At 43.3% G+C, this 14663-nt stretch carries 13 protein-coding genes; 11 read left to right on the forward strand and 2 right to left on the reverse strand.

Going from position 1 to position 14663, the window contains the following annotated elements; translation table 11 throughout:
- Positions 1-268 precede the first annotated feature (268 nt).
- Positions 269-2137, forward strand: coding sequence for a cation:proton antiporter (locus PX484_RS12720; RefSeq protein ID WP_288104117.1), 1869 nt, complete (start codon positions 269-271; stop codon positions 2135-2137).
- A gap of 17 nt (positions 2138-2154) precedes the next feature.
- Here the strand turns inward: PX484_RS12720 and PX484_RS12725 are convergent, their stop codons facing one another.
- Positions 2155-3018 carry a hypothetical protein gene (locus PX484_RS12725; RefSeq protein ID WP_130758384.1) on the reverse strand — a complete coding sequence of 288 codons (864 nt, stop codon included), beginning with the start codon at positions 3016-3018 and terminating at the stop codon, positions 2155-2157.
- Between the two features lie 70 nt (positions 3019-3088).
- Here PX484_RS12725 and PX484_RS12730 point away from each other — a divergent pair, with 70 nt between their 5' ends.
- The 10 genes from PX484_RS12730 to PX484_RS12775 all read left to right on the forward strand — a co-directional run bounded on the left by PX484_RS12730 (position 3089) and on the right by PX484_RS12775 (position 13220).
- Positions 3089-3622: a hypothetical protein gene (locus tag PX484_RS12730; protein ID WP_287766750.1), complete on the forward strand. Its 534-nt coding sequence runs from the start codon at positions 3089-3091 to the stop codon at positions 3620-3622.
- Between the two features lie 406 nt (positions 3623-4028).
- Positions 4029-4397 carry a GxxExxY protein gene (locus PX484_RS12735; RefSeq protein WP_002755507.1) on the forward strand — a complete coding sequence of 123 codons (369 nt, stop codon included), beginning with the start codon at positions 4029-4031 and terminating at the stop codon, positions 4395-4397.
- Positions 4398-4964: 567 nt separating this feature from the next.
- A complete protein-coding gene (locus PX484_RS12740; protein ID WP_288104120.1) occupies positions 4965-8081 on the forward strand; it encodes a CHAT domain-containing protein in 3117 nt (1038 codons plus the stop codon).
- A 119-nt stretch (positions 8082-8200) separates the two neighbouring features.
- On the forward strand, positions 8201-8455 hold the full coding sequence (locus tag PX484_RS12745; protein ID WP_159294608.1) for a hypothetical protein: 255 nt from the start codon (positions 8201-8203) through the stop codon (positions 8453-8455).
- Positions 8448-8750, forward strand: coding sequence for a DUF3181 family protein (locus PX484_RS12750; protein ID WP_287766752.1), 303 nt, complete (start codon positions 8448-8450; stop codon positions 8748-8750). Before PX484_RS12745 ends, PX484_RS12750 begins: the two co-directional genes overlap by 8 nt.
- A 223-nt stretch (positions 8751-8973) precedes the next feature.
- Positions 8974-10059 carry an alanine dehydrogenase gene (gene ald, locus PX484_RS12755; protein ID WP_287766753.1) on the forward strand — a complete coding sequence of 362 codons (1086 nt, stop codon included), beginning with the start codon at positions 8974-8976 and terminating at the stop codon, positions 10057-10059.
- Positions 10060-10220: 161 nt separating this feature from the next.
- Positions 10221-11237, forward strand: coding sequence for a DNA (cytosine-5-)-methyltransferase (gene dcm / locus PX484_RS12760; protein WP_287670647.1), 1017 nt, complete (start codon positions 10221-10223; stop codon positions 11235-11237).
- 12 nt (positions 11238-11249) lie between these two features.
- On the forward strand, positions 11250-12092 hold the full coding sequence (locus PX484_RS12765) for a BsaWI family type II restriction enzyme (RefSeq protein WP_287670645.1): 843 nt from the start codon (positions 11250-11252) through the stop codon (positions 12090-12092).
- A 174-nt stretch (positions 12093-12266) separates the two neighbouring features.
- On the forward strand, positions 12267-12593 hold the full coding sequence (locus tag PX484_RS12770) for an HNH endonuclease (RefSeq protein WP_287766773.1): 327 nt from the start codon (positions 12267-12269) through the stop codon (positions 12591-12593).
- A gap of 366 nt (positions 12594-12959) precedes the next feature.
- Entirely contained in the window at positions 12960-13220 is a 261-nt protein-coding gene (locus tag PX484_RS12775) for a hypothetical protein (protein ID WP_002801831.1), read from the forward strand.
- Between the two features lie 334 nt (positions 13221-13554).
- Here PX484_RS12775 and PX484_RS12780 read toward each other — a convergent pair whose 3' ends face one another.
- Complete coding sequence (locus PX484_RS12780) at positions 13555-14298, reverse strand: hypothetical protein (protein WP_288104124.1); 744 nt, start codon at positions 14296-14298, stop codon at positions 13555-13557.
- Positions 14299-14663 lie beyond the last annotated feature (365 nt).

Raw genomic sequence — 14663 nt, forward strand, 5'->3', positions numbered from 1 at the left:
ACATTGAACCGAGAGATACGGCATCAGCGAAGGTAATTGAGAACCGAGGAAAAAATGCGGTCGGACTGACCGTGTTAGAAAACGCTCGCGGAGGCGATTTGACGGGGATCGACCGGTTAAACCAGGTCGATCTAGTTAAAAACCTATGAACCGAGAATCTCCCGCTACACCGCGCGAGCGGTTAGCGGGGGAGAGTCAAAATTAGAATGATTAAACCCCAACCATAACCCCGCCTCGATAACCGATAGCCGATAACCGATCGCTAAACATGGATCCATCTTTCGCCCTTACCCTGCAAATTGTCATCACTGTGGTGGCGGGGATTACAGCCCAAGTCATTGCCGAATACCTGAAAGTTCCCAGTATTGTCTTCCTGCTCATTTTTGGGATTGCTTTAGGGTCCGATGGTTGGGAAATTTTACACCCCCAAAGTCTGGGAATTGGCTTAGAAGTCCTTGTTGCTCTCTCTGTGGCGATTATCCTATTTGAAGGCGGTTTAAGCCTAAGCGGACGGGAATTAGGGCGAGTTTCTGGCAGTTTACGCAACCTTGTCACCCTCGGTACTTCCATCACTCTCATCGGTGGCGGTATGGCAGCCCACTGGTTGGGGGAATTTCCCTGGCCGATCGCTTTTCTTTACGCTTCTTTAGTGGTGGTAACTGGTCCGACAGTGATCGGGCCTTTGCTGAAGCAAGTAGCCGTAGATCGGCGGGTGGCGACGCTTTTGGAAGGGGAAGGGGTATTAATCGACCCTGTGGGCGCAATTTTAGCCGTAGTGGTGCTAAATACGATTATTGATAGTCATGCCCGCCCCATGGAAATTATCACCGGTTTAACCCTGCGTTTAGGCATCGGGGCGGCGATCGGCATTGCTGGAGGAGGATTGTTAAGTTTTATTATAAAAACTTGCAATTTTCTGACTTTTGAGTTAAAGAACCTCGTGGTTTTAGCGGGAGTCTGGGGATTATTTGGTTTATCGCAATTTAGTCGCAGTGAATCGGGGTTAATGGCGGTGGTAATGGCGGGAATTGTCCTAAAAGCGGCGGCAGTTCCCGATGAGCGGTTATTAAGGCGTTTTAAGGGTCAATTAACCACTCTTTGCGTGTCGGTACTGTTTATTTTACTAGCGGCGGATCTTTCGATCGCCAGTGTCATCGCTTTGGGTTGGGGCAGCGTCCTGACGGTGTTAGTCTTGATGCTGGTGGTGCGTCCCCTGAGTGTGGCTCTGTGTACCCTAAAAAGTGATCTAAATTGGCGACATAAGTTATTTATCGCTTGGGTTGCCCCTAGGGGAATCGTTTCCGCCTCTGTAGCTTCTTTATTTGCCATTTTACTCACCCGTGCCGGTATTAATGGCGGTGAAGCGATCAAAGCTTTAGTCTTTTTAACAATTTTAATGACCGTTTTTATTCAGGGATTAACGGCGCGGTGGGTGGCAAAAGGGCTAAAAATCACTTCTTCTGCGGCAACAGGAGCAGTAATCGTCGGTTGTAATCCTCTAGGTCGCTTAATCGGCTGTTTATTCCAAGAACAAGGGGAAAACGTGGTTTTAATCGATACGGATGCCAGGGCCTGTCAGCAAGCAAAAGAAGAGGGTTTGACGGTGCTGCAGAGTAGCGGACTTGATACAAAAATACTGCAAGAAGCCGGCATCGAATCCATGGGGACTTTTCTGGTTTTGACTAATAATAGCGAGGTTAATCTGGTTTTAGCCCAAAGAGCCGGGGAGGAGTTTCATCCTCCCCGGTTGTTGGCTGCCTTTGCGGGAACCCCTAACCCAGATAAAAATAAGGTTAATCAGGTTTTTCTCCCTAGTTTTTCGGTCAAGGAATGGAATCAGTATTTAGACGATAATCAGATTAAATTGGGTAAAACTATCTTTAAAGGCAATGATTTGAGCGAACAACAGACCAGATTAACTAAATTAATCGAAAATGGCGAACTGCTGCCCCTACTATTGCGTCGCGATAATTCCCTACAGGTAGTAACAGAAAGGGAAGAATGGCGCACCGGAGACGAATTAATCTATATTCTGCGTGATTTACGCCCGCAACTGCTTAAACGTCTTTCCGGCACTGTCAGAACCCGTTTATCTTTAGAAATCTTACCCGAAGTGGAAATCGCCACCAGTAGATAACTTGAGACTGTTCTATACTATTTAGTGGATTTAACGGGTTCAGGGCTTAAAATAAGCAACTGCCGACCGACGTTAGATTTAGCGACACCTAGCAGTACGGGATGTTCAGTTTTGGGGGCATCTTGGGGTAAAGCACGAAAAAGGTACAGCCATCCCCCTCTTTCCAGTAATAATCGCCAGACGCGATCTTGCTCCGTATCGGTTAGGTTGCGCTGTTGAATAATGCGGGCTAAATTAGGATCACCAATGAGACTCTGCTGATCTTCGGGCGTTAGGGCTTCAAAAAGGGGCTGATTGGGATCAAGATCCCCTGCTTCTTTACCTAAAATGAGCAGTTCCTTGGCACTAATCAGGGTGACAACGGGGAGAGTAGAAGTGGGATTCACCGCATCTCGACGGGCATCCTTTAAACCTTGATCCCGGGCAAGATGGAAGATGAGTAAGAGAATCCAACTCAGGAGAATCAGTTCCGAAGCGAGAGGAAGGGTTAACTGACGCTGAAAGCGGGGACGAGGAGCATAGGGTATTTTTCGGCGATTGCGTTGGTTTTGTCTTTTCAGTTGCCAATTTTTCAGTCTAGTGAGCCACTGTTGATATTGCCAGTGAAGGAAAGCAAGACAAAGGGTGGAAAGCTGAAAAAGTATAGGAATCAGAAGGGCAATAATCAGGGTGTTAGCAATACTTTGAGGCGTACCAAAGAAGACTTGAAGAGGGAGTAATAAGAAGGATTCAACCGGAAAATCGAGGCTGGTGATACCTAGTTGGTAATAGGCAAAGTATGCCCAACGATAGACCCAACCCGTATAGTACAATCCCGCACCAATGAGACCGGCGGCACTGGCAAGATTGAGGAGAATCGTCGGGGGAGAAGGAGTCGTCACAGGGGGCTACTAACGCTAAAAAAGAACGCTAAAATTAAAGTTATTATAGATGATCATTGTAGGGCGAGTTATGGTCAGACGTTTAGAAATTTTATCCGGTATAGCTTTAGTTTTTTTGGGATTTTTGACTGTTTCTAGTATCGCTCAAGCACCCACCCTCGAAGCGGCTTTACCACGATTAGCAAATATTACGTTACACAATGGCAGAGATTATAAGGGGGTGACGTTAACTCGGTTCGATCGCCCTCAGCGTCAGATTTCTTTTAAGCAAGGGGGTAAGGAGTTTAATCTACCCATTGCCCAAGTGACACAATTAACCTTAGAGGGAGAAACCATCATCAGTATTCCCGAAAACCCGATAATTGTGATTCAGGGAGAGGACAAGCGATGTGGTTCGGTTTATGCTCTACCGCGCCGTTTTGAGCATTTGAGTTTGGTGGAAAAGCAAAAGCGTAAGCAGGTAGAGATTAACTTATCAGATTTGCCTCCAGAGATGCAAAGAGAGTTAACTCAGAAAGGGGCTTATGGTTATGTGTTGAAACAGTTAGAATTTGCTAATGGCGAGTTAAAAGCGGCAGGAGTGGTGCGTTGTCGGGCAAATTAATCACCAAAATTATGTCAATAAAAATCAGTATCAGGATGTTTAGGATTAAGGGATTAACAGGATTAGGTGACTTGTGAAGAGTCTATAATTAAAGGATAAAAAGACTATAATATCCATCCTGAAAATCCTCCAATCCTCAAAATCCTGATACTGGCATTGAGGATTAAGGGATTAACAGGATTAGGTGACTTGTGAAGAGTCTATAATTAAAGGATAAAAAGACTATAATATCTATCCTGAAAATCCTCCAATCCTCAAAATCCTGATACTGGCATTGAGGATTAAGGGATTAACAGGATTAGGTGACTTGTGAAGAGTCTATAATTAAAGGATGCAGGGAATAGGACACCCACCCCCAACCCTATCCTGAAAATCCTCCAATCCTCAAAATCCTGATACTGGCATTATGGAATTAGACGAAATCACCTATAAAATTATTGGTTGTTGTATGAAAATCCATCGAACACTGGGGAATGGGTTTCAAGAAGTCATCTATCAAAGATGTCTCGATATTGAATTAGGAAAAACAGGATTAACCTTTGAAAGAGAAAAAGAACAACTTATCTTTTATGAAGGAATACAAGTCGGAACAAGACGCGCCGATTTTACCGTAGAAGGAAAAGTCATTGTCGAATTAAAAGCAGTAATTCGCCTAGAAAATGTCCATCTTGCACAAGCAAAAAATTACGTCGTTGCTTATAATTTTCCTGTTGGTTTATTAATCAACTTTGGCGCAACCAGTTTAGAATACAAAAAGATATTTAATAATAGATAACAAATATCAGTATCAGGATTTAGAGGATTAAGGGATTAACAAGATTAGGTTATTGGCAAGGAGTACATAATTAAAGGATCATAAAGAATATTATATCTATCCTGAAAATCCTCAAATCCTCAAAATCCTGATACTGGCATTGAGAATTAAGGGATTAACAGGATTAAGTTATTGGCAAGGAGTAGATAATTAAAGGATCATAAAGAATATTATATCTATCCTGAAAATCCTCAAATCCCCTCAATCCTGAGATCAGGATTTTTAGGATTAAGGGATTAACAGGATTAGGTGACTTGTGAAGAGTCTATAATTAAAAGATGCAGGGAATAGGACACCCACCCTCAACCCCATCCTGAAAATCCTCCAATCCTCAAAATCCTGATACTGGCATTGAGGATTAAGGGATTAACAGGATTAGGTTATTGGCAAGGAGTAGATAATTAAAAGATACAGGGAATAGGACACCCACCCTCAACCCCATCCTGAAAATCCTCCAATCCTCAAAATCCTGATACTGGCATTATTGAGATAATATAAAGAATCATTTGAGTCTGGCGAGGGGAAGCAATGAAGACAGGTTTAGGGATATTACTCAGTCTAGGGCTAGTCGTAACAGCGCCGCATTTGACGGTTATGGCCTCCCCCCTATTGGTGCAGACGGATTTACGTCAAGAAGCAGATCGATTACTTCAAGAAGCATTTGAATTGTTCCAGTCGGGAACATTAGAAGGCTATCAGGGGGCATTAGGGAAGTACCAACAGGCGTTAAAGCTTTATCAGCAACTCGACAGTAAATTAGAGCAAGCATTAGTCCTCACCAGTTTAGGGCGTATCTATGATGATTTAGGAGAAAAGCAAAAAGCTTTAGATTTCTACCAACAGGCTTTACCCTTAAGACGGGCGGTGGGCGATCGCAGGGGCGAAGCCGTTACTCTCAATAATATTGGTGCTGTCTATTCTGCTTTAGGGGAGAAACAGAAGGCATTAGACTACTACCAACAGGCTTTACCCATACTTCAGTCGGTGGGCAATCGCGCAGTGGAAGCCACTACTCTCAATAATATTGGTCTTGTCTATTCAGATTTAGGGGAAAAGCAAAAAGCATTGGACTACTTGCAACAGGCTTTACCCCTATGGCGGGCGGTGGGTGATCGCTCTGGGGAAGCCATTACCCTCACTGGTATCGGTCTTATCTATGACAATTTAGGAGAAAAGCAAAAAGCTTTGGACTGCTACCAACAGTCCTTAACCCTATCACGGGCAGTGGGGGATCGCTCTGGGGAAGCCGTTACTCTCAGTAATATTGGTGCTGTCTATGATGATTTAGGAGAAAAGCAAAAAGCTTTAGATTTCTACCAACAGGCTTTACCCTTAAGACGGGCGGTGGGTGATCGCTCCGGGGAAGCCACTACTCTCAGTAATATTGGTGCTGTCTATGATGCTTTAGGGGAAAAACAGAAAGCATTAGACTACTACCAACAGGCTTTACACTTAGACCGTGCCGTGGGTGATCGCTCCGGGGAAGCCACTACTCTCAGTAATATTGGTCTTGTCTATTCTGATTTAGGGGAGAAACAGAAGGCATTAGACTACTACCAACAGGCTTTACCCTTAAGACGGGCGGTGGGTGATCGCTCTGGGGAAGCCGTCACTCTCATTAATATTGGGGCTGTCTATTCTGCTTTAGGGGAGAAACAGAAGGCATTAGACTACTACCAACAGGCTTTACCCTTATGGCGGGCGGTGGGTGATCGCTCCGGGGAAGCCACTACTCTCAGTAATATTGGTCTTGTCTATTCTGATTTAGGGGAGAAACAGAAGGCATTAGACTACTACCAACAGGCTTTACCCTTAAGACGGGCGGTGGGCGATCGCTCTGGGGAAGCGATTACCCTCAATAATATTGGTCGTGTCTATGATGCTTTAGGGGAGAAACAGAAGGCTTTAGACAACTACCAACAGGCTTTACCCATAATGCGGGCGGTGGGCAATCGCACGGGGGAAGCCGTTACTCTCAATAATATTGGTTTTGTCTATGATGATTTAGGGGAGAAACAGAAGGCTTTAGACTACTACCAACAGTCCTTACCCTTATCACGGGCGGTGGGCGATCGCGCGGGGGAAGCCAATACCCTCAATAATATTGGTTTTGTCTATCGAGATCAAGGAAAACCAGAAGTGGCGATTAACTCTTGGGAACAATCCGCTAATCTGATTCTGGATCTACGGCGGGGGGTTAGCCGTTCCTTGCGGGCAACCTTCCTAGAAAGTCAGCAAGGGACAAGCATTGCCCTAGTGGATCTGCTCATTCGCCAGAATTCCCCTCAGAAAGCTTTTGAATGGGCAAATCTCAGCACCACTTTTGACCTTGTGGATTACGATCGCCTTGCGGGAACGGAAGGACAAGTCAAAAATCCCGTCGCCAATCAAGCTTATCAGGAGTGGAAAGCACAGGCACGGCAACTGGAAGCCCGGCGCCAAGAATTACAAACCAACTTCAGCGACACCCTCTCCCGACAAGTCCGGCAACAAGAAGCCGCCCTCAGCGAACAAGCGGAAATCCTTGTGGAAAAATACCCCGAATTAGCCGATTTACTGGAAATTACCCCCACCGACCTCGCCCAACTGCAAGCCAATCTACCTGCTAATACCACCCTCCTCCAACCCGTCCTACTCACAGGCAGAAATAACGTTGAACATACCGTTGCCCTCTTTATCCTTACTCGTACCACCCTTAAGGTTCAGCAAGTTCCCGTCCCTAAAGATCTTAATGAGCGTCTGCAACGCTACGCCAGCCAACTGGAAAGCGACCTAGAAATCGTCGATCGCGCCCTCAGTTCCCAACTCTATGACCTGCTGATTCGTCCCATTGAAGCCCAAATTGCCCCGAATCAAACCCTGGCCATCATTGCCACGGGTGCTTTGCAAAGAATCTCCTTTGAAACCCTCTACGACAGCCAAACCCAACAGTATCTCCTGCAAAAATATCCCATTCACTACCTCACCCGTCTGAGTAAAGTGCAGCCCCAACCCACGCCGAAAGTCAATAATCCTAGTGTCCTCGTCTTTGCTAATCCCCGTCCTACCCAAGTCGAATTAATCGGGACAGAAGCCCAAGCCGACTTTCTGCAAAAAACCTATGCCAACAGCCAAATCTACAAACACCAACAAGCCACCCTCGACGCCTTTTTAAGCCAATCGCCTCGGTTTCCTATTCTGCACTTAGGCACTCATGGTTGTTTCCGTCCAGAGGGGTGTCCTAGCCTAGGCATGAAACCGAATACCCTGCTGTTTGCCAACAAGAGAGAGTATGAACTCAAAGATGCCGTGAAACTGGGACTGCAAAACACCGAACTGATTACTATTGGCGCTTGTGAAACGGCGCGGGAAGTGGATGGAGTCGGTTTGGCGGGTTTGGCCTACGTTTGGGAAAGAGCGGGGGCGAAAACCACCCTCGCCAGTCTTTGGAATGCCACCGATTTTGTGCAATATTCCCAACAAAACAGCCCAGAATTGCCCACGGCGGCGATTTTAAATCAATTTTATACTAATTTACAACAGGGCATGACCAAAGCGGAAGCCCTCCGTCAAGCAAAACTCGCCCATATTGACCTTCATCCTTTCTTTTGGGCGGCGTTTATCCTGATTGGAGATGGTCAAGAGTTGGGAGCAAATGGCAGGTAGCGGGGAGCAGGGGGATCGCCACCCCCCTTACCAAGGGGGGCAGGGGGGATCAAAGACAAAATCTATTGGCTAAAAAAACGGTACACTGATAATTGATAACTGATCACTGATCACTGCTTATGCCTCCTCGTTGGCCCCGTCAACCCGATCGCAAAAACGATCCCGCTTTCCGACGTTTAGATGATCGCATGAATTTCGCCGTTCATGTAGCGGCTTTTTTAGCGATTAATTCAGGGTTGTGGTTTTTTCATATCATTAAATTCTCCGATTGGACTTGGTTAAATCTGTTCACGGGAATTTGGGCTATTCTATTGGTGGGACATTTGATTTATATAGCGGCGATCGCTAACTACTCGGTAACATCCCATGGCTAACACAACTCAGGACATCGAAAATCTGGCGGCCCAAATCGGCGACAATATCTACATTGACGTGGCTAAATGGCATCTCTATCTCCGGGAAGCACATTTACACAGCGTCGTTGCCGAAAAAGTCTTCCCTTTGCTCGAAAACAACAGCTTAAGCGAGAATGCAGTCATGTCTATCCTGCGGGAGATTAAAGTCACCCTCGGAGGAGGTCATCTGCAAGTTTCTCTAGCGGATTTGTTACCCAGCAAATGTCAGATAGATTTAATCGATTTGCTAGAAGAATACCAAAAAAGTTTCTAGAATTCCCCAATAGTATGCCCGATAACTCGCAACTATAGGGTTGGCTGAATAAATCTAAAAACATTGTCCGATAAGTACTGGCCTTTGGAGTGATCCGGGGGAAAATTCAGGGACTTTTCCCCTGAAAATGGCTAAAACCCCACACCCCACACCCCACACCCTACCCCCACCGAAAAACTTTTTCAGCATACCCTAGTTAGAAATAGTCCCCCAGAAGCAAACTATGGAAATAGGTGTTCCCAAAGAGATTAAAGATCAGGAGTTTCGCGTCGGTTTGAGTCCTAGTAGTGTGCGTGTACTCAATGATCGCGGTCATAGGGTATTTGTGGAAACGGCCGCCGGATTGGGTGCTGGATTCAGCAATGAGGATTACCAAAAAGCTGGGGCCAAAATTGTGGAAAAAGCGGCACAAGTTTGGGATAAATCGCTAGTTGTTAAGGTAAAAGAGCCGCTTAAGGCAGAATACGGTTTTTTAAACAAGGAAGCTCTCCTTTTCACCTATTTACACCTAGCGGCCGAGCGCTATTTAACGGAAGCATTAATCGAGTCGGGAACAACTGCGATCGCTTATGAAACGGTCGAGCTTGCCGATGGTCGCTTGCCTCTCTTAACTCCCATGAGTGTTATTGCCGGTCGTCTTTCGGTACAATTTGGGGCCCGCTATCTGGAAAAACAACAGGGAGGTAGGGGAGTTTTACTGGGGGGTTTCCCCGGGGTGAGTCCTGGACAAGTGGTTATCCTTGGCGGTGGTGTGGTGGGTACGGAAGCGGCCAGAATTGCCATCGGTATGGGGGCAAAAGTAACTATTTTAGATATTAACGTCGAGCGCTTGGCCTATTTAGAGACTTTATTCGGTTCCAGGGTAGAATTGCTTTATAGTAGCTCGGCACAATTAGAAAATGTGGTTCCTAAGGCCGATTTATTGATTGGGGCAGTGCTAGTCTTAGGAAAACGAGCGCCTACGCTGGTTTCTCGCTCTTTAGTCGCCAAAATGAACCCTGGTTCTGTAATTGTCGATGTGGCAGTGGACCAAGGGGGCTGCGTGGAAACCCTGCGGGCCACTTCCCACAGTCAACCGACTTACCTGGAGTCGGGAGTAGTACATTATGGAGTGCCTAATATGCCAGGAGCAGTCCCCTGGACGGCAACCCAAGCTTTAAATAATAGTACCCTACCCTACGTTATTAAATTAGCCGACCATGGGTTAAAAGCCTTGGATCAAGATGTTTCCCTCGCTAAGGGGTTAAATGTCGCCAATTATAGGTTAATTCATCCAGCAGTGCGCGAAGTTTTTCCCGATTTGATTTGAATGTCAAAAAGGTGCGACTGAATTATTTTGGGCTGCTAGGAAAATCAGTCGTATCTATCTTAACAATTAAAACAGGATTAAGGTGGTTAATTCACTTGTACTTTATATATCTTGTTGGTTATAATCAGGGAATATCATCCCTAGGAAAATATTAAGGTAAAATGGTCAAATTTATCGATTTATTTGCCGGCATTGGAGGCTTTAGAATAGCTTTTGAAAATCTGGGTTGTCAGTGTGTTTTTTCATCGGAGTGGAATAAATTTTCTCGAAAAACCTACGAAGCCAATTTTAACGATAGTCCCGAAGGAGATATTACTTTAATTCCCGCTTTAACAATACCAGATCATGATATATTGACGGCTGGGTTTCCCTGTCAGCCTTTTAGCATAGCTGGAGTAACTAAACACAATGCGTTAGGTACTCGCCATGGATTTGATCATCCCACTCAAGGAACACTTTTTTTCGAGGTTGTCAGAATTATTCGAGAAAAAAGACCGAAAGCATTCATTTTAGAAAATGTCAAAAATTTACAGAGTCATGACAAGGGTAAAACATTTGAAGTGATTAGAAATACCCTATCAGAGGATTTAAATTATCATATTTATTATCAGGTCATAGATGCTCGTTCTCTTGTTCCCCAGAACAGAAAAAGAATTTTTATAGTGGGGTTTGAGAAACCTAGCCGATTTATGTTTCCAGAAATACCAGATATTCATCCTAAAATTAAAGATATTCTTGAAGGGGAAGTTGATAGTAAATATACTTTAACAGATCATCTCTGGGATTACTTACAGAAGTATGCTGATAAACATAAAGAAAAAGGGAATGGTTTCGGTTATGGATTGGTTAATTTAGAGGGAATTGCCAGAACTTTGAGTGCTAGATATTATAAAGATGGTTCCGAAATTTTGATCCCTCAACAGGGAAAAAATCCCCGTCGTCTAACACCAAGAGAATGTGCAAGATTGATGGGATTTCCTGAAAAATTCATTATTCCTGTATCTGATAATCAAGCTTATAAACAGTTTGGTAATGCGGTTGTACCTCCTGTAGTAGAGGCAATAGGAAGGGAGATATTGCTAAGTCTGAATAATCCTATTTTAGATCAGAAAAATTTGCTTGATTCATCTCGCAAAAATCCAATTATCAAACAATTAGAACTTGCCCTAGTTTTTTAGTCCTAAAGATTTATGAGTGATATCTATAGCTTTAATGTTCAGGAAAATGAATTAATCGAGACAATTAAGAATGCTTATTATATGCAACCGGTGATCTCGAAAATAGACGCTATTTTAGCAATTCAAGATGTAGAGATATATCAAAATGCTTTCAATTATCTCTATGAAGTTATTCAAGGCTCAAAAGATGAAGTAGAAAAAATTATTAAACAAAGAAAGCTTCAGGGATTGATAAAAGATGAAAAACAAACTGCCAAAGCTGTGGTAGGAAACATATTTCCCTATGCGGTTATCTATATTTTTCTCAAAAATAAGGAGATCAAGAATATTGATCAACGTATTTATATAACTAATAAAAAATCTGCTGTTCGAGGATTTGAAAATATATCCACTATTAAATTGGGTGATGGAGAACAACAAAAACCAGATTGTGATTTGATCATTTATTCTTACCATACTTCTGCAAATATAAGTGATGGTAATAATCAAGAAATACCCTATCCTAAATGTATAATTTTATCGTTAAAAACTTCTTTGCGAGAAAGAGCATCGCAAACCTATAAATGGAAACTTTTGTTAGAAATAGCTAATGATCATGGTTCTAAAATTAAGGAAAAATACGGCATTAACTATAATGTTCCAGAAATTCCTCTTATCTGTTTTGTTACAGTTAATTTTTACAACGAAATTAACAATCCTCAACAACGAGGAATGTTAAAATTTTTTGATAAAGCATTTTTGGCCAAAAAATTAGATAATGAAAAAGAGACGGATTTAAATAGACAAAAATCCCAAGATTTTATTAGTCCCTTATCAGAGTTAGTAGATTTTGTTAGAGACTTTTTTAAACTGTAAAGTCAGGAAAAATTACACATTATTTTAGGAGTTATCAACGAACAGCAAGAGGATTTTACTAGACTTGATTTTTCGGAAAAGATCAAAACAGAAACCGAGGCAATCAGAAAAGTTAGAATCGGACAAAACTTTTTTAGAAAGACAATTTTAGCCCTATATAACTATCGTTGCTGTATTACAGGAAATCCCATTCCTCTGTTATTAACAGCTAGTCATATATTACCCTGGAGTCAATTTCCTGAACAGCGTTTAAACCCTCATAATGGCCTGTGCCTAGCTCGTACTCATGATACTGCTTTCGATCGAGGTTTAATTAGTTTCGATGAGGATTTAAGATTAATTATTGGCCATGAGATCGAAAAAAAGGCTCAGGATCAAGGTAGTGAGACGTTAGAACTAAATTTTATCAACTATCGCGGTAAAACTTTAAATGTTCCTGATCGCTTCTCACCAGATTTAGATTTTTTAAACTATCATCGCTATCATATATTTCATGGCTAAAAATAGGATAAGGTAAATTAAATTCTCAATTACATTACTTTGTTTATAATTGAGTTTGTCTAAAACATTTTTGCAATTATGGAATTTAATGACTATCCTGTTCTCGTCAGCTTGTATGTAAAGTTTTATGTACGGATTCAACATTTCTGACCTAGGCGGTTATCTATATTTTTCTCAAAAATAGGAAATCATACTAAATCCGTTGAGTATAGGCTACATATCAGGAGAGGGAATAGGCACTCATGCAATAGGCAAAAGTGGCAATAAATAATCAGTCTTTAATAACCAGATTTAGGATTAAGATAAAATTATTGTACTATCAACGGATATCGCTTAAAAAAACTTACTCACAGGGATTTTACCAAAATGTCTAACGAAACCGTTACTTATAGTCTTGAATCCATCCTTAAGGAAATAAAAGACAGCATCAAGGATGTTAACCAGAAATTTGACAGCCTACAGAAGAATCTTAACCAGAAATTTGACAAAATCGACGAACGGCTAACTAAACTAGAGGTGGGACAGGCAAAACTAACTGAGAAAGTCGATGGGATGGATAGAAGACTAGAAAAGGTGGAAGGAACCCAAAAAAATCAAGTTTGGACGTCAATTATTCTTTTAGGATAGGCCATCGGCACGGCAGCGGGGCGCTCTTTCTTTTCTGGCAATCCTTAGAAATATTGTCATAATTTCTCATTTTATGGTAGTTATGAGGGGAAATTGGCAGATGTGAAACTCAGGTTAAAAATAAGAGATGTCTAACCCATCCTGCCGATAATTATGCTTTACGATACCTAAATTATCACGTTCGGCATCACGACAAAGCCCCGTTGTCAGGAAAACGGGGTCGCGGGCGCTCGACGGGATCGCTACTTTCACCCCTATCCAGAAGGTTTAGATTTTCGATTTTAGTTTGCCGCGCTTCGGGACGGCTTTCGCCCGCGCTTCGGGGTGAATAATCCTAACCGTCACCTTCCCCACCCCATTCCCTTAAAAAGGCGGACACCGCATGAAAGAGATTTTGTGTTGTGGGCGGAAGATAACTATAAGGCCATAAAAAAACGTTGAAAGGCCGCGCTCCCAGTTGCTCTCTATATCTAAAAGTATCTTGCTCCGACAAACTCACCACTGCATCGAGTCTTTCGGCCAGGGCGATACAGTTCCGAAAATTTTCGGTGGCATAACATTGAACGTCAAGCTGATTACACCGACCCCCTGTGACTAAATTTGCCTGAAATGGCTGAATACTGCAAAAAATCGGTTTCCGGTACTGATAATCTAGAGATTGGAACTCCCTCTCCGAATAATGGGCAAAAAAATGGTCATCGACCTGAATCCCATCCCCGTGACGCGCTTCATGGATCAGTTCAGCGACGCTCAGGGAACGGTACTGGGGCGACTGAACCCAGACCACCGGCATTAACCTGTACTCTCGCGCCTCCCGACTCACCCGCCTCTGTACCTCATCGGACACTCCCCGAAAATCCAGGAAGACCACCTTATAGTTTTGGCTTTGGATGTCTTTCATGACCTGGCCGAGGGTGTTAGTGGACGAATGAAACCGAATTTGAGGTTGAGAAAGCCAAGTTCCATTGGGAACTCCTGCGATCGCTAATCCTGGAGAGAGGCATCCCCACAAAGTTGACAGCCAAATTCCCGTTTTCTGAGATGGTCGTCGGTGCTTCTTGGTCAATAACCTAACCATTGTTCGCATCTTCCCTCCGATTTTTCCACTCCGCCCCGCATACTGTAATTCTCGATCCGCCCATTTCTCCATTTTTTTGATGACCTCGACCTCGATTCCTTCTTTCAAAACTATACCCATCAATCATTTGCTCTTTTTTTAAGTTTTTTACTTTTTTGTTAAGAAAGATTCCAACCGATATCGGCCTTACCTAGGGTTTGCTGAAAAAGTTTTTCGTGGGGGCAGGGTGTGGGGTGTGGGGTGTGGGGTTTTACCGATTTTCAGGTAGTCAGTTACCTAATTTTCAGGGAAAAAGTACCTGAATTTTACCCCCGATCCCTCCAAAGGTCGGCACTTTTTGAGGAAAAAAAAGTCTAAAAGCCTTA

Origin of the sequence: Microcystis sp. M49636_WE2 (assembly GCF_030065375.1) — a bacterium.
Classification (GTDB): Bacteria; Cyanobacteriota; Cyanobacteriia; order Cyanobacteriales; family Microcystaceae; genus Microcystis; species Microcystis aeruginosa_C.

Bases quoted from the DNA above. Each gene is read 5' to 3' on its own strand.
- PX484_RS12720 (WP_288104117.1), top strand. From the start codon at position 269: ATGGATCCATCTTTCGCCCTTACCCTGCAAATTGTCATCACTGTGGTG.
- PX484_RS12730 (WP_287766750.1), top strand. From the start codon at position 3,089: ATGGTCAGACGTTTAGAAATTTTATCCGGTATAGCTTTAGTTTTTTTG.
- PX484_RS12735 (WP_002755507.1), top strand. From the start codon at position 4,029: ATGGAATTAGACGAAATCACCTATAAAATTATTGGTTGTTGTATGAAA.
- PX484_RS12740 (WP_288104120.1), top strand. From the start codon at position 4,965: ATGAAGACAGGTTTAGGGATATTACTCAGTCTAGGGCTAGTCGTAACA.
- PX484_RS12745 (WP_159294608.1), top strand. From the start codon at position 8,201: ATGCCTCCTCGTTGGCCCCGTCAACCCGATCGCAAAAACGATCCCGCT.
- PX484_RS12750 (WP_287766752.1), top strand. From the start codon at position 8,448: ATGGCTAACACAACTCAGGACATCGAAAATCTGGCGGCCCAAATCGGC.
- ald (WP_287766753.1), top strand. From the start codon at position 8,974: ATGGAAATAGGTGTTCCCAAAGAGATTAAAGATCAGGAGTTTCGCGTC.
- dcm (WP_287670647.1), top strand. From the start codon at position 10,221: ATGGTCAAATTTATCGATTTATTTGCCGGCATTGGAGGCTTTAGAATA.
- PX484_RS12765 (WP_287670645.1), top strand. From the start codon at position 11,250: ATGAGTGATATCTATAGCTTTAATGTTCAGGAAAATGAATTAATCGAG.
- PX484_RS12775 (WP_002801831.1), top strand. From the start codon at position 12,960: ATGTCTAACGAAACCGTTACTTATAGTCTTGAATCCATCCTTAAGGAA.
- PX484_RS12780 (WP_288104124.1), bottom strand. From the start codon at position 14,298: ATGGTTAGGTTATTGACCAAGAAGCACCGACGACCATCTCAGAAAACG.